Raw genomic sequence first — 21580 nt, 5'->3', positions numbered from 1 at the left:
GTGCTGACCCCGGACGTCGAGGGGGCCGGGGAGGCCGCCCTGGCCCGCCTGCGCGAGCTCGCGGCCGCCGGCGGCACGGCGGTGATCACGGGCTGGAACGCGTGGTCCGGCCTGCGCGTCGGGGACACCTACCGCACGGTCGAGGAGGACGTGCACGACTGGCTCGGCCGTCCGACCGCCGCCGGCCTGCGGTTGGCGGTGTTCGGCGGCCGAGAGCTGGCGACGGGCCGGCTGCTGCTGCACCTGCCCCACCGCTTCTTCGTGCCGGCCGGGACGAACGCCGAGCACCGGCTCATCTGGCCACGGCTGACCGAGGTCGAGCCCCTGCCGGGGCGGGCCGTGCACATCAGTCCCGCCGTCCCCGAACCCGGCATGCCCTGCCAGCTCGCGTCTCCCGCCCCGGCGTGACCGCACTGACGGCGATTCCCGTGTGACCGCAGCGGAACGGTGGACTCAGCTCCGACGTCCACCCGGCGAGACGTTCTCCCGTCCTCCGTCGAACGTGGATGCCGTGGTCGAGGTCGCCAGGAGCAGTCGGACAGGGCGCCCCTTCGTCGCCGTCCGTCCAAAGGGGACGCCGCATCGTCCGGCGAAGACGTCCCGAAGGTCGCAAGACGGATGAAGCGAGGAGGCTGCTGTCCGGTCCTGCCTCGAGTAGCCCCGTGACCGTTCGCACGAGTGCCTCGGCACTCATGCAGAAGATTCCTCGCCGCTCGCTCGCGCAGTCTCCGGTGGGCAGGAGCCTCCTTTCCGCATCCGCACCGACAGCATGCGTCCCCGAGTCTCGCCCCCACCCAGCAGAGCACGCCCGGGGAGGAGCGCTGCAACGAGAACCCAGGGCACCGGTCGGAGAAACACTGCGCTTGCCCTCCACGCAATGAGCGGCAACTCACCCGTGGCGACAGACGCGAGCCACCTCACTTCTTCGCCCCGATCACCCACCCGCACTCTGGGGCAGCCGCTCACCGCGGTCTACGCTCTGACCCATGGCGCAGATCGTCCTCTTCCACCACGCCCTCGGTCTCACAGACGGCGTGCGCGCGCTCGCCGAACAGATCGCCAGCGGCGGTCACACCGTCCACACCCCTGACCTCTACGACGGCCGCACGTTCGCCACCGTGGACGAGGGTGTCGCCCACGCCCAGCACCTCGGCTTCGAGGAGATCGGCCGACGCGGCATGCGGGCGTGTGCCGAGCACCAGGAGGCCTCCGTCGTCGCGGGCATCAGCATGGGCGTGATGCCCGCCTGGCGTGCCGCCCAGGTGGTCCCCGGCTTCCGCGCGTGCATCGCCATGGCCGGCGTCCTGGCCCTCGACGCCTACGCCCCGCTCTGGCAGCCCCACACCGCCCTGCAGATCCACCTCGGCACCCGCGACCCCTGGGCCCTCGAGGGCGACCTCGAGACCGCCCGCTCCTACGCGGCCACCGCCGAGCACCCGGACCGCCCCGCCGACCTCTTCGAGTACGACACGGACCGGCACCTGTTCATGGACTCCTCCACCGCGGACTTCGACGCGGACCTCACCGCCGTGCTGGTCCGCCGCATCCACGAGCTCCTGGCCTGACGCGCGGAGCGGGTCCGGCTCAGGCGGGACGCCGCCCGCGCATCACCGTCGCCAGGGCGGCCAGCAGCACGAGCACGAAGCCCGCGGCCGCCGCGAACACGTAGCCCGCGGACGGGGCGACGCCGTCGATGAACACGCCGGCCAGCGGGGCGCCCATGGCGGCGCCGGCGGTCATGGCCGAGCCGTAGAAGCCCATCGCCTCGCCGCGCCGCTCCTCCACCACGAGGTGCGAGAGCCGGGACGAGGCCGAGGCCAGGGTCGGCGCCGTCAGCAGACCCGAGGGGATCGAGGCCAGCGCGAGCGCCCACACCCCGTCCACGAGCGCGAGCGGCACCGTCGCCACGGCGAACAGCGCCATCAGCAGGTACGGGTGCACCTGGCGGCCCCAGGCCCCATAGAAGAGCCCGCCCACGGCGGAGGCGCCGCACCAGAACGCGTACACCAGACCCACCGACGCCGCGGCGCCCTGCGACTCCAGCTCGGCCACCATCGAGACCTCGGTGCCGACCATGACGATCCCGGCCGCCATCGACACCACGAGCACACCGAGCACCTCCGGCCCGACCCAGGAGAAGTGGGTCCGCCGCCACTGCCGCAGCCGCTCGGCCCGGGCCCGGCGCGGCGCCGTCGTCGGCCCGGAGCCGTCCGCGGCGATGACGGGCAGCGACCCGGTGACCAGGGGGATGGCCTCCGTGATGGCCGGCAGCGCACCGGTCGCCAGGCTGGGGGCGGCCATCTCCACGTGCATGGGCGCGGCGGTCACCGCCTGGGCGATCGCCTCCTGACGGTCCTGCTCCTCGGTGTAGGGATCCTCGGTCGCCGGTCCGACGACGGCCAGCTGACTCGACCGTGTCGGCGGGTTGAACCACATCAGCAGGATGCCGCCCAGCGCGCTGGAGAGGCCGACGATGGTCAGGCCGAGGGCACTCGACCACGTGGCCGCGACGACGGCGCCCAGCGCCGGGCCCATCATGAAGATCGTCTCCGTGACGATGGAGTCCAGGGCAAACGCCGTCTGCCGGTCCTTGCCGTGGGTGAGCACGCCGAGTCCCTGCCGGACGACGGAGAAGATCGGCAGTGAGAACACGCCGCCCAGGAACACGGCCAGGAGCATCGGCCAGAACGGCAGCCACGGGACGATCGGCCAGATCACGGCCTCCGCGATCACGGAGGGCAGCAGTGCACGGCGCAGCCCCTTCGCGTCCACCACGCGGCCCCGCCACGGCGAGCCCACCGCGATGCCCAGCGTCATCGCCGCCCCAGCCAGGCCGGCCTGGCCGTAGCCCAGGCCCAGCGTGAGCGCCACGTGCAGGGTGAGGATCACCCCGGCCGCGGTGTGCGGGAAGCGGGCGATGAACCCCACCGCCAGCAGATGGCGGATCCGAGGGTCCTGCAACAGCCGTCCGTACGCTCCGAAGTCCACCGTCGAATCCTACGGGAGGGGTCAAGGCACGCCCCGGAGGCGCCGTCGAGACGGCCGCGCGCTCGGCGGACTCAGCCGTTGCTGCGCCGGTCCTTGGCCCGGATCAGGTCGAGGGCGATGGCCGTGCCGAGCACGGCGCAGCGCACCACGGGCGGCATGCCGGGGTCCAGGCGCATCTCGTACCGCGAGCGCCCGGCCAGGGCGTTCATGACGCCTCCGAACCGCGCGGTCACGCGGGCGATCGGCTGCTGGCCCACCGTCATGGCGTAGTCGTGGTCCCACAGGTCGCCGGTCACCGCGAAGCACGTGCCGTCCACGACCTCGACGTTCACGGACGTCCGCAGGAACGCGATCTGGCGGACGAGGTTGGCGAAGGGCAGCCCGTCGGCGTCCAGGATCGCGAAGCGGTCGCGGCCGAACGTGGCCGGGTCGGCGAGGCGGAAGAGCACGCGGCCGTCGTCACCGTCGACCACGTCGAAGCTGCGGTTCCCCATCAGCATTCGGCCCAGGCCCCCGCCCGTAGTGACCACCGAGACGACGGTGCGCCCGTCCGGGTCCGTCACCTGGATGTCGTTGGACAGGAAGCTCGTCACCTGCTGCAGGATGAGGACGTCCGTGTGGGCGAGGCGACCGGCGTCGAAGGCGGGGCTCATGGGACCAGTCTGCCGTGTCGGGCCCTGCGGAATATTCAGGACGGGGCGGCTCGTTGTGCGGTATAGTTCATTTTTGAAGAACACGGCGACGGCGCGGCCGGCACCGTGAGACCCGCCCCCGGGCACACTGAGGAGCACACCATGCAGTTCGGCGTCTTCACGATCGGCGACATCACCGCCGATCCGACGAACGGGACCGCCCCCACCGAGCATCAGCGGATCAAGGACACCGTCAAGATCGCCCGCCACGCCGAGCAGGCGGGCTTCGAGGTGTTCGCGACCGGCCAGCACCACAACCCGCCCTTCGTGGCCCCGGGCAACCCGCCCACGCTGCTGGCCTACCTGGCCGCGCAGACCGAGACCCTCCAGCTCTCCACGGCGACGACCCTGATCACCACCATGGACCCGGTGCGTCTGGCCGAGGACTACGCGTACCTGCAGCACCTCGCCGACGGTCGCGTGGACCTGACGATGGGCCGCGGCAACACCGGCCCCGTGTACCCGTGGTTCGGCAAGGACATCCGCCAGGGCATCCAACTCGCCGTGGAGAACTACAACCTCCTCTACCGCCTGTGGCATGAGGAGACCGTGGACTGGAGCGGCAACCACCGCACCCCGCTGCAGGACTTCACCCTCACCCCGCAGCCCCTGGACGGCGTCGCCCCCTTCGTGTGGCACGGCTCCATCCGCTCCCCCGAGATCGCCGAGCAGGCCGCCTACTACGGCGACGGCTACTTCCACAACAACATCTTCTGGAACAAGGAGCACGTCATCCAGATGGTGCGCCTGTACCGCCAGCGCTACGAGTACTACGGCCACGGCAAGGCCCATCAGGCGTACGTGGCCCTGGGCGGCCAGGCCTACATGGCGAAGAACTCGCAGGACGCCGTGGCGGAGTTCCGCCCCTACTTCGACAACGCGCCGGTCTACGGCCACGGCCCGTCCCTCGAGGACTTCTCGAGGATGACGCCCCTGACGGTCGGCTCGCCGCAGCAGGTCATCGAGCGCACGCTCACGTTCCGCGACTGGGTGGGCGACTACCAGCGTCAGATGTTCCTCATCGACCACGCCGGCCTGCCCACGGACACCGTCCTGCGGCAGATCGACCTCTTCGGCGAGGAGGTCCTGCCCGTGCTGCGCAAGGAGTTCGACGCTCTGAAGCCGGACGACGTCCCGGCGGCCCAGACCCACGAGTTCCTCGTGGCACGCGCCCGCCGCGGCGAGGCTCCCGTGCCCGGCGGCAAGGAGGGATCGCAGGCCCAGCTCGACCGCGCGGCGGCCGCCGAGCAGCGCGCCACCGCCGATGCCGCGAAGGGCGGTGCCGCGCAGTGACCACCCCCGGCGCCCCCGATGCCTCCGCCCCGTTCACGCCGCAGGCCCGGCACCTCGCCGTGGTCTCCGGCGGGTCCGGGGACCCGTCCCAGACCCGCATGCTCGCCGAACGCATGGCGGAGTCCGCCTCGGCGGCGCTCTCCGAGCACGGCGTGGTCCCGCAGATCCACCTGATCACGCTGCGGGAGCTCGCCGTGGACATCGCGCAGGCCCTGGTGACCTTCGCCATCTCCCCGGCCCTGCGCGCCGCCCTGGACGAGGTCGCCCAGGCCGACGCTGTCATCGCGGTCTCGCCCACGTACAAGGCCTCCTACTCGGGCCTGTTCAAGTCCTTCTGGGACCTCGCGGAGCCGACGTCCGTCGTCGGCGTGCCCGTGCTCCTCGGCGCCACCGGCGGCACCGCCCGCCACTCGCTCATGATCGACACCGCCATGCGGCCGCTGTTCGCCTACCTCAAGGCCCGCATCGTGCCGACCGCGGTCTTCGCGGCCTCGGACGACTGGGGCGAGGCGGCCGGCGTGCAGACCTCGATGCGGACCGACCCGCTGCAGTCCCGCATCCGGGCCGCCGGACGCGACCTGGCCGAGATCACCCTGAACCGCCCCCCGCGGGCACGCGCCGCCGCGCCCGCGGACATCGACCTGGAGGTGACCCCCTTTGAGCAGCTCCTCAACCCCGGCCCCTGAGCCCGCCGCGCAGGACGCGGCGGCGGAGCCCGACGGCGGCTGGTTCGGCTCCGCCTCGGAGGCGCACCGCCCGGTGGACCCGCCCAAGCGCGCCTGGCGCGCCTACTTCGAGGCCACCCAGATGCTCACGGAGGTGCTGGAGCGCCGCCTGAAGCAGGACTGCGGCATGTCGCTGGCCGACTACAACCTGCTGCTGCTCCTCTACGAGTCCCCCGACGGCCGGCTCCGGCTGGGAGAGCTGGCGTCCCGGATGGTCTTCTCCCCGTCGCGTATCACCTACCAGGTGAAGACGCTCGTGGCCCGCGGCCTGATCGACCGCCGCCCGGTGGCCTGTGACCGGCGGGGCTTCGAGGCCGTCCTCACCGACGAGGGCCGGTCCGCCTTCCGGCGCGCCGCGATCGAGCACGCCCGGCAGGTGGACGAGCTCTTCCTCGGCGACCTGGCGCCGGGCGAGGCGGAGTCCCTCACCCGGATCTTCTCCCGCCTGGGGCGGCGGCTCGAGGGGCTGTGCTGACCACGTCCCCACCTGGCCGGGGTCGCCCCGGCCCCGGGACATGACGAGGCCCGGTGATCCGTGCGGGATCACCGGGCCCCGTCGTGTCGTTCGGGGCGGAATCGATCAGCCGACCAGCTGACCGCCCAGGGTCACGGTGGCGTCCGTGGCGGCGCCGGCGGCGTCGACCACGGTCACCACCACGGAGCCGCCCGCGGGCACCTCGGCCGGCACGGGCAGCCAGGCGCGGTACTCGCCGGTGAGGTCCAGGCCCTCCTGGCCCAGGACCGTGCCGTCGGCGTCGTAGGCCGTGACGGTGACGGAGGCGAAGCCGCCCTGATCCGTCTGCGCGACCACCTGGGTGCCGTAGGCGACACCCTCGGCGGGCGCGGCCACGACGTCGGTCACGCCCGGCGCGGCGGCCTCAGCGGCCGGGGCCTCAGCAGCGGGGGCCGCCTCGGCGGCCTCCTCCGCGGCGGTCTCGGCGCGGGCCTTGAGCTCGGCCGCGGTGGCCTCCTCCTCGGCCGGGGTGAACGCGGGCCGCCCGGCCTCGGCCAGGGCAGGCTCGCCGACGGCGGGGCGGTCCCCGTCGGCCACGGGGCCCGCGACGTCGGCGATCGCCGGGGCGGTCTCGGCGGCCGGAGCGGTCTCCGCGGCCGCGGCGGTCTCGGCGGCGGGCGCCGCGGAGGCGTCCAGCGCGTCGAGGGACTCGACCGGGACCATGATCGAGGACATCGCCTGGGCGTCGCAGCCCACCACGTTGCCCTCGGCGTCGAAGGTCACCGGGGCGATGCCCGAGATGACCCCGACCACCCGCTGCTGGGCGTCATAGACGGCCCCGCCCGAGTCGCCGGCGTAGGTCGAGGCGGTGTCGAGGGCAACCTGATCCGCGTACGCGTCGTCGCAGACCGTGGCGGCCTCGAAGGTCTGCGTGTGGGACACGGTGTTCGGCGCGCCCAGCGGCACGGACGAGCCGTGGGTGTAGACGGTCTCGCCCACACCGATGGACGAGGCCGGCCGCGTGGACCAGTCGCCCACGACGTCGACGTCGTCGGCCAGGGCCACGCGGACCGCGTCCACGCCCGAATCGCCGGGCAGTGCCGAGACGGTGCCGATCGCGGTGCCGTCAGCGTCGCGGACGGTCGAGCCGATCTGCCACTGGCCCGCACCACAGTGGGCCGCGGTGTAGGCGGTGGCGTCGTCGACGATGGTCAGGCTGCACGCCCCGGCCGGCGCGGTGATCGCCGAGCCCTGGGTGAGCGTGGTCTGCGCGAGGGCGGGGCCGGCACCGGCCACCACCACCGCGCCCAGCGCCGCGGTGGCGACGCCGGTCAAGGTTCTGGTTCTCATGGGTACTCCTCGGAGGATGGGAGGCATGGGGCCGGCGCGCGGCGCACGGCCTCCAGGATGGGGTGGGGCCACCACGGGCCCTCCCCTCCCCCTCAACGGTACCGGACAGGCCGGGCGACCGATCAGGGTCGGCGGACCGTGATCTCCACGGAGTCGGCCCGCTCGGCCAGCAGCGGCAGGTCTGCCAGGAGGGTCTTGAGCGTGGCCGTCATCAGGCGCACCCCGGCCGCGTCGGCGTCCCGGGTGGGCATCGCGACGATCTGCAGCTCGGGCCCGGCCCCGCCTCCGTTCATCACCGCGCCGGAACCCGTGTGTGTGGCCACCCCCGACCCGGGTGCGAGGCCCAGGTTCAACAGGTTCGGGACCAGGTCGGCGATCTCGGCGATCTCGTCCGCGATCTCCTGGTCCCGATAGGCGGGGGTCCACTCCCTCTGCTGGGCGAGCGACCACACGGCCGGGCGTCGCACCACGTACGTGTGCTCGGCGCCGGCGTCGATGACGACGAGCTCACAGCCCTCGTCCACGGCGGACAGGCAGGCACGCGGCAGCCACACGGCCACGGGTCGGGCGACCGGGTTCCACGCCGTCAGCGCGGGCACGTTCGTGAACACCGGCAGCGCCTGCCGGCCGTCCGGCGCGCGCATGGTCACGAGGGCCACGTCCGCGGCCTTGTCCCCGTGCGCCGCGACGTCGTGCTCGTGGCCGGTGTGGTCGGCGTGGTCGTGGACGTCGTCCTCGTCCCCGGCGAGGGTGGGCACGACGGCGGCGAACACGCGGATGCGCGCGAGCACCTCCGTCACCTCCCGCTCACCGGCGGAGCCGTCCGTCAGGGCCGCCATGACGGCGGTCCACTCGGCCGGGCTGGTGCCGTCGTCCTCGTCGAACACGTGCAACGGGTTCGCGGAGCCGTCCACGCCGGGGCCGGAGAGGTCGCGGCCCTGCCACGGGATGCCCGCGGTGTCCGCGGTGTTCTCGCCCGCGGTCTTCTCCCGCATGCGGTCGAGTGCGGCCCGGATGTGCCCCGGCAGCTCCCGGGCCGCCGGATGCGGCACCGCGACCGTCTCGTCGATCGGACCGAGCCCGTCGCCGCGGGCCAGGCCGCCGTCGTCGTGCGAGCCCGTCACGGGGCGACCGGGCCGGGCTGCTCGGAGCGCGCCTGCTCCACCGTGGCGCCGCCGGCGACGGCCAGCGCCTGCTCCAGGCTGAAGCGGCCGGCGTACAGCGCCTTGCCCATGATCGCGCCCTCGACGCCCTGGCCGGTCATGGCCGCGAGCGCGGCAACGTCCTCGAGGGAGGAGATGCCGCCCGAGGCGACGACCGGCTTCGCGGTCTTCGCGCAGACCTGGGCGAGCAGCTCCGTGTTCGGCCCCTTGAGCGTGCCGTCCTTCGTGACGTCGGTGACCACGTAGCGGGCGCAGCCGGCATCCTCGAGGCGGGCGAGCACCTCCCAGAGGTCGCCGCCCTCCTTGGTCCAGCCGCGGGCGGCGAGCGTGGTGCCGCGCACGTCGAGGCCCACGGCCACCCGGTCGCCGAAGCGCTCGATGACGCGCGCGGTCCAGTCCGGGTCCTCGAGGGCGGCGGTGCCCAGGTTCACGCGCGCCGCACCCATCTCGAGGGCGTTCTCGAGCGAGGCGTCGTCGCGGATGCCGCCGGACAGCTCGATCTTCACGCCGATCTCCTCCACCACACGGCGCATGACCTCGCGGTTGTCACCGCGACCGAAGGCCGCGTCCAGGTCCACGAGGTGGATCCACTCCGCGCCGGCGCGCTGCCAGTCCAGGGCGGCGGTGACCGGGTCGCCGTACGAGGTGGCGCTGCCGGCCTCGCCCTGGACGAGGCGGACGGCCTGGCCGTCCTGGACGTCGACGGCGGGCAGCAGCTCGAGGGCGGGGGCGTTCGGGGTCATGGGGTTCCTCTCGGGTGGGGCGGCCGGCGCGGTCAGGCGCCGACGGTCAGGAAGGAGGCGGCGATGGCCATGCCGGCCAGCACGAGGACGATCACGATGGCCCACAGCGGCGCCTTCTGCGTGCGCATGGACCAGGCGGCGCCGAGCAGCAGCCCGCCGAGGGCGAGGTAGAGGACGGACCAGTAGGGCATCAGAGGGTCTCCAGCCAGTTGCGCAGCAGCTGCAGCCCGGCGTCCCCGGACTTCTCGGGGTGGAACTGCGTGGCCGACAGGGGGCCGTTCTCCACGGCGGCGATGAAGTCCGCGCCGTGGTGCGCCCAGGTGACCTGGGGCGGACGCATGGCGGAGATCGTCTGGTCGAACTCCCATTCGAGCACGCCGTAGGAGTGGACGAAGTAGAACCGCTCGTCCTCGATGCCCGCGAAGAGGGCGCTGCCCTCGGGCGGCCGGACGGTGTTCCAGCCCATGTGGGGCAGGACCTCGGCGGGCAGCTCGGCGACGACACCCGGCCACTCCCCCATGCCTGCGGTGCGCTCGCCGTGCTCGACGCCGGCGTCGAAGAGGATCTGGTGGCCCACGCAGATGCCGAGGACGGGTCGGCCCCCGGCCACGCGGCGGCCGATCCAGCGGGTGCCGCCGACCTCGGTCAGTGCCCGCATCACGGACGCGTACGCCCCGACGCCGGGCACGAGCAGCCCGTCGGCCTCCTGCACGGCCTGCGGATCGCGCGTGAGCTCGACCTCCGCGCCGGCCCGCTCCACGGCACGCAGCGCCGAGTGCACGTTGCCCGAGCCGTAGTCCAGGACGGCGACGCGCGGCCGCACGCCGGGGACGGTGGTGGGGCGGGCCATCAGAGGGCGCCCTTGGTGGAGGGCACGCCGGTCATGCGGGGGTCGTCCTCGACGGCGGCGCGCAGGGCGCGGGCGAAGGCCTTGAACTGCGCCTCGACGATGTGGTGCGGATCCCGGCCTCGCACGACGTCCATGTGGAGGCAGATCGCCGCGTGGTACGTGATCGACTCGAACACATGGCGGGTCATGGAACCGGTGAAGTGCCCGCCGATGAGGTGGTACTGCTGGCCCTCGGGCTCGCCCTCGTGCACGAGGTACGGCCGGCCGGAGACGTCGACGACGGCGCGCGCCAGCGCCTCGTCCAGCGGCACGGACGCCTCGCCGAAGCGGCGGATGCCGGACTTGTCCCCGAGCGCGGTCTTGAGCACCTCGCCCAGGGTGATGGCGACGTCCTCGACCGTGTGGTGCACGTCGATGTGCGTGTCCCCGGTGGCACGGACCGTCAGGTCGATCTGGGAGTGCCGGGACAGCGCGGTGAGCATGTGGTCGTAGAACGGCACGGTGGTGGAGATCTCAGCGCGGCCGGTGCCGTCCAGATCCATCTCGACGTACACGTCCGACTCGCTCGTGGTGCGCGTCATGCGCGCACGGCGTCCGGAGATCAACTCGGCTGCCACGGGTCCTCCTCGGGCTGGGTCCGCACCGGTCCGGGACGGGTGCGGGGGGATGCGGGTGCGCGCGGCCGGTGCCGGCGGGCCGGGGCGCCGCGCGCGCTGTCCCTATCCTAGGGAGCCGGGCGGACGCCGAGACTCCGGTGACGCCTCAGGACCGGTCCCCGGTCTCGCCGAGGACCTCCGCGAGAGCGGTGAGGAACGCCGTCGTCTCCGCCTCGGTGCCGGCGGTGACGCGCAGGTGGTGCGGGATGCCGACGTCCCGCACGAGGACGCCGCGGTCGAGCAGGCGGCGCCACACGTCGGACGCGTCCTCGAGGTGACCGAAGAAGACGAAGTTCGAGTCGGACACCGAGGGCCTCAGTCCCAGGCCGCGCAGGGTGGAGACGATGCGGTCGCGCTGGGCCTTGATGTCCTCCACGGTGCGCAGCAGCGCGTCCACGTGATCGAGGGCGGCCTCCGCCGTGGCCTGCGTGACCGCGGAGAGGTGGTACGGCAGGCGCACCAGGCGCAGGGCGTCGGCGACGGCGGGGTCCGCGGCCAGGTAGCCCAGGCGCGCGCCGGCCAGGGCGAACGCCTTGGACATGGTGCGCGTGACGATCAGCCGCTCACGGCCGGGCAGGAGGGTGAGGGCGGAGCGGGTGCCGGCGAGGGCGAACTCCGCGTAGGCCTCGTCCACGACGACCATGGCGCCGGGCCCGCCGGCGGCCTCGTTCTGCGCCTGCGCGGCGTACACGGCCTCGATGGTCGCCAGGTCCAGGGCGGTGCCCGTCGGGTTGTTGGGCGAGGCCAGGAAGACGACGTGCGGACGGTGCTCCCGCACCATGGCCGCCGCGTGCTCGGCGCTGAGGGTGTGGTCTTCGGCACGGCCGCCGTCCACGAACACGGTGTCCGTGCCGCCGGCCAGCAGCGGGTACATGGAGTACGAGGGCAGGAAGCTCAGCAGTGTCCGCCCGGGGCCGCCGAAGGCCTGGAGGATCTGCTGCAGGATCTCGTTGGAGCCGTTGCCGGCCCACACGTGGTCCGCCGTGAGGCCGTGGCCGAGGTAGCCGGCGAGCGCACGTCGCAGCCCCGTGAACTCGCGGTCCGGGTAGCGGTTCAGCCCCCCGGCGACGGCCGCGACCCGCTCGGCGATGGCGGCGGCGACCTCCTCCGGCACCGGATGCGTGTTCTCGTTGGTGTTGAGCATGTACGGCACGTCCAGCTGGGGGGCGCCGTAGGGGCTCAGGCCGCGGAGGTTCTCACGCAGGGGCAGAGAGCTGAGGTCGGTCATGGCCGCCAGTCTAGGAAGCGTGGAGGGCGAGGCCCGCCGTGCGTCACCGCGTGGCCGGGACGAACAGCTCCTCGCCCGGCGCGGGGGCCCGGCCCTCGAGCCCGTTGAGCTCGTCGATCGTGGCGATCACCTCGTAGACGTCCGCCTCCGGAGCCACCGTGGTGGCGATGGTCCACAGGCTGTCCCCGGGCATGACCGTGACGGACTGGGTGGCGGGCCCCGCGGTGTCCGCGGACACCGCGGCGGGCGACAGCAGCACACCCAGGAAGAAGGCGGCCGCCAGCGTGGCGGCCACGGCCGCGGCGATCACGGGGATCCCCCGCAGCACGAGGCGGCCGCGGCGGGTCAGACGGATGGTGGCCGGACGCGGCCGCGCCGTCGCGGGCGAGCCGGCGAACTGGGCGGTGGTGAGCGTCATGGTGTCCTCCTCCGGGGCGGATGCCCTCCAGGTGATCGAACATGTGTTCGAATCCGTTCGAATGCCTTTCTAGCACAGGTGTTCGAGACATGCCACGACGAGATCGAACATATCTTTGAAGGAGAGGCGGCTCTCCTCTAGGCTCGAGGCCATGCACGGACGCCCCGGAACGCCCCGGGACCGCCAAGACACAGGCAACCAGCGGGGGCGGACACGGTAAGCGTCCGGACGGCAGCCGGACGCCGGAACACGAGTCCGGCCACCATCACCCCGGGAGAACGGACGGCAGCCATGAGCACCACCGACGATCAGCCGGCGGCGCGCGCGCCGCTCACCGACCGCCAGCGGCGGATCGTGCAGACCATCCGGGACGCGATCGCCGACCACGGCTACCCGCCCTCCATGCGCGAGATCGGCGACGCCGCGGGCCTGGCCTCGCTCTCCTCCGTCACGCACCAGCTGGGCCGTCTCGAGCGGCACGGCTACATCCGGCGCGACCCCGGACGCCCGCGTGCCCTCGAGGTGCTGCTCGACGTGGACGGCACCCCGCTGGGCGAGGCCGCCTCCCCCACCGCTGCGCCGTCGTCGCGGGTCTCCGCGATCCCCGCGTGGCACACCGGCGCAGACGAGGCGGACAGCGTGCCGGTCCCCTGGGTCGGCCGCATCGCGGCGGGCGGCCCGGTCCTGGCTGAGCAGCAGGTCGAGGACGTCATGGCGATCCCGCGACGCCTCACGGGCGAGGGCGAGCTGTTCATGCTGCGCGTCACGGGCGACTCGATGGTGGACGCCGCGATCTGCGACGGCGACTGGGTGGTGGTGCGCCGGCAGGACACGGCGGAGAATGGCGACATCGTCGCGGCCCTCCTCGACGACGAGGCCACCGTGAAGACCTTCCGCCGCCGCGACGGGCACACCTGGCTCCTCCCCCAGAACACGGCCTACGAGCCCATCCTCGGCGATCACGCCACCGTGATGGGGCGGGTCGTCACGGTCCTGCGCTCACTCTGACCCGCTCCCTCCGGCCGGGCCGACGGCCCGAGGCCGAGCGAGGTCAATCGCCCGAGGCGAGCCGTGCCAGCACCCCGCGGACGACGTCGCGGTCCGTGGTGCGCCAGAAGTCCGGCAGGGCGCTCGTGATGTAGCCGCCGTACCGCTCGGTGGCCAGGCGGGGGTCCAGCACGGCCACCACGCCGCGGTCCGTCACGGAGCGCACGAGGCGCCCGGCGCCCTGGGCCATGCGCACGGCCGCATGCGTGGCGGAGATCCGCATGAACCCGTTGCCGCCGTGCCGGGCGACGTCCCGGGTGCGGGCCTGGGAGAGCGGGTCGTCCGGCCGCGGGAACGGGATGCGGTCGATCACCACGAGCCGCAGCGAGTTCCCCGGCACGTCCACGCCCTGCCACAGGCTCATGGTCCCGAACAGGGACGTGTCCGGCTCCTCGGAGAACTGGCGCACGAGGGCGGAGAGGGTCGCGTCCCCCTGGCACAGGATCGTGGTCTTCGGCCCGAGCCGACGGCGCATCTCGGCGGCGGCGTCCTCGGCCGCCCGGCGCGAGGAGAACAGGCCGAGGGCCCCGCCCCGCGACGCCCTCAGGAGCGCCTCGAGCTCATCCAGGGACTCGGGCGAGGCCGTCCGGCCGGGCCGGGGCAGGTGCCGGGCCACGTAGAGCACCCCCTGACGCGGGTAGTCGAAGGGGCTGCCGACGTCGAGGGCCTCGAACTTCGGGGCGTCCGGGCCGGCCAGGCCCACGTCGCCGGCCACCGAGTCGAACCGGCGCTCCCCCGAGCCCACGGTGAGCGTGGCGGAGGTGAGCACCGTCGTCGCCTTGCCGAACAGGCCCTCCCGCAGCTTGCCGGCCACCGAGAGCGGGGCCACGTAGAGCTGGGGCGGGTCGGTCTCGTCCCCCGGCTGCCAGCCCACGCCGGGCTCGAAGTGGCCGGGGCGGGTGGCCCACAGCACCTCGGGGAAGTCGGCCTCGGGCCGGGCCGCGAGCATGCGCTCCACCACCTCGAGGACCTCGAGGATCCGCGAGCGCGCCATCTGCCGTCCGCCGTCGGCGTCGGCCTCCTTGTCCTTGTCCTGGCCGAGGTCGGACAGGCACTGGCGCGCGGCCGTGAGGACGCCGGTGAGGGCCTGCTCCTGGACCTCGTCCGGGCCCGCGGCGATCAGACCGGACGGAGTGTCCGTGAACGCGCGGTCCAGGGCCGCCCCGGCCTCGATCAGGTCCTCCACGGCCACGGTGGTGTGGCGGCGCAGCGAGGTGGCCGCGCCGTGCACGATCGACCCGGACAGCTGCCCGGTGACCGCACCGGTCACCCGGTCCTGCAGCTCGTGGGCCTCGTCCACGACGACGGCCGAGTACGCCGGCAGCACCGCGAGGCCCTCGAAGGCGCTGATGGCGAGCATCGCGTGGTTGGTGACCACGACGTCCGCGTCCGCCGCGTCCGCGCGGGCACGCTCGGAGAAGCACTCCTCGGCCTGGGGGCAGCGGGACGCGCCGAGGCAGTCGACCGCGGTGACGGAGACCTGCCGCCACGCGCGGTCGGTGACGGGGACCTCGAGGTCGTCGCGGTCCCCGGTCTCGGTCTGGTCCGCCCACGCCCGCAGGTACATGACCTCCTTGCCCAACAGGGAGGAGGGCCCGGCGGCGCCGTCCGTGGCGGAGCCGATCACCCCGCCGTCGTCGGCGACCGTGAAGAGGGCCTCCTCGCCCTCATCCCCGGGGTAGCCGCCGTCCACCTTGTGGCGACAGAGGTAGTTGGAGCGGCCCTTGACCAGGGCGACGACGGGCTCGCGAGGCAGCTCGTCCTTGAGCGCCTCGACCAGCCGGGGGGCGTCCCGCTTCATGATCTGGGCCTGCAGGGCGAGCGTGGCCGTGGCGACGACGACGGGGTCCTCCTGCGTCATCGCGTGCTGGATCGCGGGGATCAGGTAGGCCAGGGACTTGCCGGTGCCGGTGCCGGCCTGCACGAGCAGGTGGCGGCGCGACTCGAGGGCGCGCGCCACCTGCAGCACCATCTCCCGCTGGCCCGCGCGGTGCTGGCCGCCGGTGGCCTGCACCGCGGCGTCCAGCAGGCGCAGTGCCTCGCGCTCGTGCTCCGTGCGGGGCTGCGCGCCGCCTGCCCCGACTTCCTCCGCCCCGCCGCTCACAACGCGTCCGCCTCCACGACGAACTCGGCGAAGTCCGGCGCGATGTCCTCACGGACCAGCACGGACAGGCGGGTGCCGCCCTCCTCGTAGCCCTCGGCCAGGATCTCCGCGTCCGCCGAGTGGAGGCGGGAGACCAGCTCACCCCGGGTGAACGGGATCAGCAGTTCGAGCCGCACGTCCGGCCGCGGGATGGTGGCCGCGATGGCGCGCTCGAGCTCGTCGATGCCCTCGCCGGTGCGCGCCGAGACCACCACGGCGTGGGGCTCCTTGGCCCGGATCCGGGCGATGACGGCCGGGTCCGCGGCGTCCGCCTTGTTCAGCACGATGATCTCGGGGATCCGGTGCGCGTGCACCTCCGCGAACACGGAGCGCACCGCGGCGATCTGGCCCTCGGGGTCCGGGTGCGAGCCGTCCACGACGTGCAGGATGACGTCCGCGTCCGCGACCTCCTCGAGGGTGGAGCGGAACGCCTCGACCAGCTGCGTGGGCAGGTTCCGCACGAAGCCGACCGTGTCCGAGAGGGTGTAGCCGATGCCGTCCGGCGTCATGGCCTTGCGCACGGTGGGGTCCAGCGTGGCGAACAGGGCGTTCTCCACGAGCACCCCGGCGTGGGTGAGGCGGTTGAGCAGGGACGACTTCCCGGCGTTGGTGTACCCGGCGATCGCCACGGACGGCACCCGGTTGCGACGACGGTTGGCGCGCTTGGCCTCCCGGGCCGGCTTCATCCCGGCGATGTCCCGGCGCAGCTTCGCCATGCGGGTGCGGATGCGGCGGCGGTCCAGCTCGATCTTGGTCTCACCGGGTCCACGGGAGCCGATGCCCTCGCCGGCGGCGGCACGGCCGCCGGCCTGCCGGGACATGGACTCGCCCCAGCCGCGCAGGCGCGGCAGCAGGTACTCGAGCTGCGCGAGCTCGACCTGGGCGCGGCCCTCACGCGAGCTCGCGTGCTGGGCGAAGATGTCCAGGATCAGCGCGGTCCGGTCGATCACCTTCACCCGCACCACGTCCTCCAGCGCGCGACGCTGAGACGGGGCGAGCTCGGAGTCCACCACCACGGTGTCCGCACCGGAGAGCGCCACGATCTCGGCGAGCTCCTGCGCCTTGCCCTTGCCGAGGAACGTGGCCGGGTCCGGGGTGGCGCGGCGCTGGATGACGCCGTCGAGCACCTCCGAGCCCGCGGTCTCGGCGAGCGCGGCGAGCTCCCGCAGGGAGTTCTCCGCATCCTCCGCGGAGCCCTCGGTCCAGACGCCCGCCAGCACCACGCGCTCCAGGCGCAGCTGGCGGTACTCGACCTCGGTCATGTCCTCGAGCTCGGTGGACAGACCCTGCACGCGCTTGAGGGAGTGGCGCGCGGCGAGCTCGTCCTGGTCACCGTCGGCGTCCGTGTGCCCGTCCTCGCCCTCGTCCAGGGCGAGTGCACGGCCCGCGAGCGCGCCGGAGCGGTCCGGGGTGCCGGCGTCGGGGGCGTCCTCGTGGTCCGCGACCACACTGTCCGCGGAGCCGCGCCCGGTCGCCTCGCGCTCGGAGGCGCGGCGAGCGTCATCGGCGGCCAGGATGCGGTCGATCACGGCCTGGATCTCGTCCTCGGAGCCGTGGGCGCCCTGGGGGCCGGGGGTGTGCTGGTTCTTCTCAGTCATGGTCTCCTCTGGGCCGCCGCGGTCGGGCGACCCGATCGTCTCAGGGTAGAGGGGTCGGCGGACGCGTTAGGCGGCTGTCCGCAGGGGGCGGACGTGGCGGGTGACGCGCACGGCCGGTTAGGCGGAGGTCGGCGCCGCGCTGCGACGATCTCGCGGCGGCTCCGTCGGCATGGGGAAGGTGAGCACGCGGCACCGCAGCCACGAGGTCTCGTCGGCGGGCGTGCAGGGACGGACCACATCGTCCATGGTGGGATCTCCATCAGGTGCCGGGGCGCGCTCGACGGCCTCATCCGAGGCGGGCGCGCGAGGGGGCGGGGGCGGGCAGTGACGCGGGGGCGTCAGCGCAGGAAGATCCACATGGGCGTCGAGTGTACCGGGCGGCGCGTGTGGGCGACAGGGGCCCCGGCGCCCGGTCCGCTGACGACGCGCACGTATCCTGCGGGCATGACCGCGTCCCCCTCCCCCGCCCCGCCGCGGCCCGGCCGGACGGGCCGGGCGACCGTCGTCGTGATCGGCGCGGGCCAGGCGGGGCTGTCCGCCGCCTACCACCTGCGCCGCCGCGGTTTCGTGGGGCTGGGTCCGAACGACGACGGCGCCGCCGGCGTCCCCGACGACGCCCCCGGCACGTTCGTGGTGCTCGACGCGGAGACCGCCCCGGGCGGCGCGTGGCAGCACCGCTGGGACTCGCTCACGATGGCCACCGTCAACCACATCCACGAGCTGCCCGGCGACCCGGTGCCGCCGGCCGACCCGGCCGCGCACGCCAACACCCTGCTGCCGGCCTACTTCGCCGATTACGAGGCACGGTTCGCCCTGCCGATCCGGCGGCCCGTGCGTGTGAGGCGCGTCGAGCGGATCGGCGAGCCGGGACGTGCGCGCGGGTTCTTCGTCCGCACGGACGGGGCGTCGGGCACGTGGCGGGCGGACTTCGTGGTCAACGCGACCGGCACCTGGACGTCCCCACGGTGGCCCTCGGTGCCCGGGATGCGCTCGTTCCGCGGCCGGCAGCTGCACACCCGTGACTACGTGTCCAAGGACGAGTTCGCCGGGCAGCGGGTGGTGATCGTGGGCATGGGCGTCTCGGCGACGCAGCTGCTGGCCGAGATCTCCACGGTCGCGGACACCCTGTGGGTGACCCGCCGCGAACCGCGGTGGCAGGACTCGGCCGCACCCGGCGCCCTGGCCGAGTCGGTGCGCGGGGTGGACGAACGGACCCGTGCGGGCCTGCCGCCGGGCTCCGTGGTCGGGGCGACCGGGATGCACCGCTCGTCCTGGGTGCGCGAGGCCGAGTCACGAGGCGTGCTGGTGCGCCACCCCATGTTCACGGCCGTCGAGCCGGACGGGGTGCGGATGCCCGACGGCTCGTTCGAACCGGCGGACGTGATCCTCTGGGCCACCGGCTTCCGGCCGGCGATCCGGCACCTCGCTCCCCTGCGGCTGCGCACGCCCGCCGGCGGCATCCGCGTGGCGGGCGGGCGCGCCCTGGACGAGCCGCGCCTGTTCCTCCTCGGCTACGGGCCCTCCCAGTCCACGGTCGGGGCCAACCGCGCCGGGCGCGACGCCGTGCGCGCGATCCTCGCGGACCTGGCCGGGCCGGCGTCGGGCTGAGGGCCGCGACGACCCGCTGGCTACCATGGTCGCCGTGAGCTCCGCATCCCACTACTTCGACGCCGACCCCTCCGCGCCCGAGCGGCGCCGCACCCTGCGGACACGCCTGGCCGGCCGCGACGTCGAGGTCCAGACGGCCAACGGGATCTTCTCCCCGGACGGTCTGGACAAGGGCACCGCGGCCCTGTTCTCGGCCGTGCCCGCACCGCCGGCGACGGGCCGGTTCCTCGACGTCGGCGCGGGCTGGGGACCGATGGCCCTCACGCTGGCGCTGCGGTCGCCCGAGGCGGAGGTGACCGCCGTCGAGGTCAACGACCGCTCCCTGCAGCTGACCCGCGACAACGCCGCAGCGCTGGGCCTCGGCAACGTCGTGGCACTGCGGCCGGAGGACGTCCCCGAGGGCGCGGAGTTCGACCTCATCTGGTCCAACCCGCCCATCCGGATCGGCAAGCCGGCACTGCACGCCCTGCTGGAGCGGTGGCTGCCACGCCTGGCCCCCGGCGGCGAGGCCTGGCTGGTGGTGCAGAAGAACCTCGGCGCGGACTCGCTGCTGCCGTGGATCGACCGGATGCTCGAGGAGCGCGCGCCCGGCCGGTTCACCGCCGAGCGGGCGGACAGCATCAAGGGCTTCCGGATCCTGCGGGTGGCGCGGGCGCGCTGAGGCGCCGTTTCCCGAACGACAGCGGTTCGTGACCCGCCGTTTCCCGAACGAAAGCGGTCAGGCGGTGAGTTCGCCGTCGAAGACCAGCTCGGCCGGGCCCGAGAGGACCACGTGCTCGGCCCCCTCCGGGCCCGGCACGACGTCGACGGCCAGCACGCCGCCGGGCACCTCGACGAGCCACGAGTCCGAGCCCTGGTCGCCCGACCACGCGCGCATCGCCACAGCCGCCGCGCACGCGCCCGTCCCGCAGGACTGGGTCTCGCCCACCCCGCGCTCGTGCACGCGCATCCGCACGCGGCCGACGCCCTCGCGCACGAGCGGCTCGTGCGCGGCCACGAACTCGACGTTCGTGCCGTGCGGCGGAGCCGGGTCCACCTCGGGGGCGCGGCCCAGGTCCAGACCCTGCAGGTCGGCGAAGGAGGCCAGCGGGACCACGGTGTGGGGGTTGCCCAGCGACACGCTCAGCGCCGGACGCGGATCGGTGAGGCCGTGGGCGAGGACCATCGAGTCCGACGCCGCCTCCTCCGCCAGCTCGGGGTCGAGGTAGGACCAGGGGCCCATGTCGATCGCGTAGCCGTGCTCGAGCCGGGTCACGGCCTTCACACCGGCGCGCGTGCCGATGGTGATCGACCGGCCGGGGGCCAGGTCCACGAGGCCCTTCTCGACCAGGAAGTGCACGAAGACGCGCACCCCGTTGCCGCACATCTCGGCGATCGAGCCGTCGCCGTTGCGGTAGTCCATGAACCACTCGGCCTCGGGGTGCTCGGCGAGCAGCGCCGCACCCTCCGGCAGGCGCGCGGACCGCACGGCGCGGATGACGCCGTCGGCGCCGATCCCCCGGTGCCGGTCAGCCAGCCGTGCGACGCGCTGGGCGTCGAGCTGCGTGTTGCCGTCCGGGTCGGCGATCAGCACGAAGTCGTTGCCCGTGCCATGGCCCTTCGTGAACGGCACGCGCGGCGCGCTCGCGTGGAGGGGGTCCTGGGCGGCGGGCGCCGCGGGCTGCTCTGTCATGGGCCCAGTCTAGGTGGCGCCCCCGGCGACGACGGCGAGCGCCTCCGCCACGACGTCCTCGCCCTGCGCGTCGAGCCAGACGACGCGCGGGTCGGCCCGGAACCAGGTCTCCTGGCGTCGGGCGAACCGGCGCGTGGCCACGACGGCCTGCCCGGCCGCCTCCCCCTCGGTGAGCTCGCCGTCGAGGACGGCGAGCATCTGGGCGTAGCCGATCGCGCGGGACGCGGTCGGTCCCTGCCGCAGCCCGTCCGGCCCGGGGACGTCAAGGCGGCGGACCTCGTCCAGCAGGCCCTCGGCCAGCATGCGCTCCACCCGGGCCGCGATCCGCCGGTGCAGCTCGGCCCGGTCCAGGCGCAGGCCGAGCTGCACCACGGGGGCGACCTCCGGGGCGTACGTGCGCTCCGGCATGAACGCGGAGAACGGGCGGCCCGTCAGCCGGCACACCTCCAGCGCGCGCACGATGCGGCGGGCGTCCTGCAGCCGCTCCGCCGAGACCGGGTCCAGGGCGGCCAGCTCGGCCCTCAGCCCGGCCAGGCCCTCCCGCTGCGCGCGCGCCTCCAGCTCGGCCCGCAGCGCCGGGTCCGTGGGCGGGAACTCGAGCACGTCCAGCGCCGCCCGCACGTACAGCCCGGAGCCACCCACGAGGATCGGGGTCCGACCCCGCGCGCGGATCTGGTCGAACAGGTCGCGGGCCGCGGACTGGAAGGCCGCCACCGAGGCCTCCTGGCCGACGTCGAGCACGTCCAGCTGATGGTGCGGGACGCCCTCGCGTTCAGCCTGGGTGACCTTCGCCGTGCCCACGTCCATCCCCCGGTAGAACTGCAGGGCGTCCCCGTTGACCACCTCGCCGTCCAGCGCGTGCGCCAGGGCGACGGCGAGGGCGGACTTGCCCGTCGCCGTCGCCCCGACGACGGCGACGACGGGCGGCCGGGCCGCGGCGGCGGACATCAGA

General features: G+C 74.0%; 21 protein-coding genes and 1 pseudogene. 8 read left to right on the top strand and 14 right to left on the bottom strand.

All coding sequences use genetic code 11. The features are described from left to right. Positions 1-408, top strand: a pseudogene (locus D8M29_RS13575) (cell division protein FtsK); the annotation flags it as partial. A 578-nt stretch (positions 409-986) separates the two neighbouring features. After that, complete coding sequence (locus tag D8M29_RS01950; protein WP_036339098.1) at positions 987-1565, top strand: dienelactone hydrolase family protein; 579 nt, start codon at positions 987-989, stop codon at positions 1563-1565. A 19-nt stretch (positions 1566-1584) separates the two neighbouring features. Here the strand turns inward: D8M29_RS01950 and D8M29_RS01945 are convergent, their stop codons facing one another. Continuing rightward, the gene (locus D8M29_RS01945) at positions 1585-2988 is read right to left on the bottom strand and encodes an MFS transporter (RefSeq protein WP_036339096.1); all 1404 of its coding nucleotides are present in this window, start codon (positions 2986-2988) and stop codon (positions 1585-1587) included. A gap of 71 nt (positions 2989-3059) precedes the next feature. Beyond that, positions 3060-3641 carry an LURP-one-related/scramblase family protein gene (locus D8M29_RS01940; protein WP_036339093.1) on the bottom strand — a complete coding sequence of 194 codons (582 nt, stop codon included), beginning with the start codon at positions 3639-3641 and terminating at the stop codon, positions 3060-3062. A gap of 141 nt (positions 3642-3782) precedes the next feature. On the opposite strand from D8M29_RS01940, the gene D8M29_RS01935 reads away from it, so the two are divergent. Genes D8M29_RS01935 through D8M29_RS01925 form a run of 3 tightly spaced genes read left to right on the top strand, consistent with a single transcriptional unit; the run spans position 3783 to position 6173 of the window. After that, the gene (locus D8M29_RS01935; protein WP_127435283.1) at positions 3783-4973 is read left to right on the top strand and encodes an LLM class flavin-dependent oxidoreductase; all 1191 of its coding nucleotides are present in this window, start codon (positions 3783-3785) and stop codon (positions 4971-4973) included. Beyond that, on the top strand, positions 4970-5659 hold the full coding sequence (locus tag D8M29_RS01930) for an FMN reductase (RefSeq protein ID WP_127435282.1): 690 nt from the start codon (positions 4970-4972) through the stop codon (positions 5657-5659). The genes D8M29_RS01935 and D8M29_RS01930 overlap by 4 nt, the downstream gene beginning before the upstream one ends. Beyond that, positions 5631-6173, top strand: coding sequence for a MarR family winged helix-turn-helix transcriptional regulator (locus D8M29_RS01925; protein ID WP_228070444.1), 543 nt, complete (start codon positions 5631-5633; stop codon positions 6171-6173). The genes D8M29_RS01930 and D8M29_RS01925 overlap by 29 nt, the downstream gene beginning before the upstream one ends. A 105-nt stretch (positions 6174-6278) precedes the next feature. Here the strand turns inward: D8M29_RS01925 and D8M29_RS01920 are convergent, their stop codons facing one another. From D8M29_RS01920 to D8M29_RS01890, 8 genes are all read right to left on the bottom strand, one after another. Next, a complete protein-coding gene (locus D8M29_RS01920) occupies positions 6279-7502 on the bottom strand; it encodes a trypsin-like serine protease (RefSeq protein WP_238693313.1) in 1224 nt (407 codons plus the stop codon). Positions 7503-7624: 122 nt separating this feature from the next. Beyond that, positions 7625-8626: an SseB family protein gene (locus D8M29_RS01915; protein WP_060973580.1), complete on the bottom strand. Its 1002-nt coding sequence runs from the start codon at positions 8624-8626 to the stop codon at positions 7625-7627. After that, the gene (gene priA / locus D8M29_RS01910; protein WP_020628149.1) at positions 8623-9408 is read right to left on the bottom strand and encodes a bifunctional 1-(5-phosphoribosyl)-5-((5-phosphoribosylamino)methylideneamino)imidazole-4-carboxamide isomerase/phosphoribosylanthranilate isomerase PriA; all 786 of its coding nucleotides are present in this window, start codon (positions 9406-9408) and stop codon (positions 8623-8625) included. The genes D8M29_RS01915 and priA overlap by 4 nt, the downstream gene beginning before the upstream one ends. A 32-nt stretch (positions 9409-9440) precedes the next feature. After that, positions 9441-9599: a hypothetical protein gene (locus D8M29_RS13750; RefSeq protein WP_004167696.1), complete on the bottom strand. Its 159-nt coding sequence runs from the start codon at positions 9597-9599 to the stop codon at positions 9441-9443. Continuing rightward, positions 9599-10258 (bottom strand): imidazole glycerol phosphate synthase subunit HisH, encoded by a 660-nt coding sequence (hisH, locus tag D8M29_RS01905; RefSeq protein ID WP_004167703.1) that lies wholly within the window; start codon positions 10256-10258, stop codon positions 9599-9601. The genes D8M29_RS13750 and hisH overlap by 1 nt, the downstream gene beginning before the upstream one ends. Continuing rightward, a complete protein-coding gene (hisB, locus tag D8M29_RS01900) occupies positions 10258-10839 on the bottom strand; it encodes an imidazoleglycerol-phosphate dehydratase HisB (protein WP_152743305.1) in 582 nt (193 codons plus the stop codon). The genes hisH and hisB overlap by 1 nt, the downstream gene beginning before the upstream one ends. Positions 10840-11020: 181 nt before the next feature. After that, the gene (locus D8M29_RS01895) at positions 11021-12142 is read right to left on the bottom strand and encodes a histidinol-phosphate transaminase (RefSeq protein WP_060973582.1); all 1122 of its coding nucleotides are present in this window, start codon (positions 12140-12142) and stop codon (positions 11021-11023) included. A gap of 43 nt (positions 12143-12185) precedes the next feature. Next, on the bottom strand, positions 12186-12560 hold the full coding sequence (locus D8M29_RS01890) for a LysM peptidoglycan-binding domain-containing protein (RefSeq protein WP_020628151.1): 375 nt from the start codon (positions 12558-12560) through the stop codon (positions 12186-12188). Between the two features lie 291 nt (positions 12561-12851). Between D8M29_RS01890 and lexA the strand changes: the two genes are divergently transcribed. After that, positions 12852-13568, top strand: coding sequence for a transcriptional repressor LexA (lexA, locus tag D8M29_RS01885; protein WP_020628152.1), 717 nt, complete (start codon positions 12852-12854; stop codon positions 13566-13568). A 43-nt stretch (positions 13569-13611) separates the two neighbouring features. Here the strand turns inward: lexA and D8M29_RS01880 are convergent, their stop codons facing one another. Next, the gene (locus D8M29_RS01880; protein WP_036383346.1) at positions 13612-15711 is read right to left on the bottom strand and encodes an ATP-dependent DNA helicase; all 2100 of its coding nucleotides are present in this window, start codon (positions 15709-15711) and stop codon (positions 13612-13614) included. After that, entirely contained in the window at positions 15708-17348 is a 1641-nt protein-coding gene (gene hflX, locus D8M29_RS01875) for a GTPase HflX (protein WP_049147217.1), read from the bottom strand. The genes D8M29_RS01880 and hflX overlap by 4 nt, the downstream gene beginning before the upstream one ends. A 444-nt stretch (positions 17349-17792) precedes the next feature. Here hflX and D8M29_RS01870 point away from each other — a divergent pair, with 444 nt between their 5' ends. Both D8M29_RS01870 and D8M29_RS01865 read left to right on the top strand, forming a co-directional pair. Further along, positions 17793-18956: an NAD(P)-binding domain-containing protein gene (locus D8M29_RS01870; RefSeq protein ID WP_127445776.1), complete on the top strand. Its 1164-nt coding sequence runs from the start codon at positions 17793-17795 to the stop codon at positions 18954-18956. Positions 18957-18981: 25 nt separating this feature from the next. Beyond that, positions 18982-19617 carry a class I SAM-dependent methyltransferase gene (locus D8M29_RS01865; RefSeq protein WP_127435568.1) on the top strand — a complete coding sequence of 212 codons (636 nt, stop codon included), beginning with the start codon at positions 18982-18984 and terminating at the stop codon, positions 19615-19617. 57 nt (positions 19618-19674) lie between these two features. On the opposite strand, the gene dapF is transcribed toward D8M29_RS01865, so the two are convergent. Beyond that, positions 19675-20628 carry a diaminopimelate epimerase gene (dapF, locus tag D8M29_RS01860; RefSeq protein WP_036336799.1) on the bottom strand — a complete coding sequence of 318 codons (954 nt, stop codon included), beginning with the start codon at positions 20626-20628 and terminating at the stop codon, positions 19675-19677. A gap of 9 nt (positions 20629-20637) precedes the next feature. Then, positions 20638-21576 (bottom strand): tRNA (adenosine(37)-N6)-dimethylallyltransferase MiaA, encoded by a 939-nt coding sequence (gene miaA / locus D8M29_RS01855; RefSeq protein ID WP_127445777.1) that lies wholly within the window; start codon positions 21574-21576, stop codon positions 20638-20640. Positions 21577-21580 lie beyond the last annotated feature (4 nt).

Source organism: Micrococcus sp. HSID17227 (assembly GCF_003989405.1).
In the GTDB taxonomy this organism is placed as follows: domain Bacteria; phylum Actinomycetota; class Actinomycetes; order Actinomycetales; family Micrococcaceae; genus Micrococcus; species Micrococcus luteus.
Note: the sequence above shows the minus strand (reverse complement) of the source record. Positions and strands in the feature narration are given on the sequence as shown.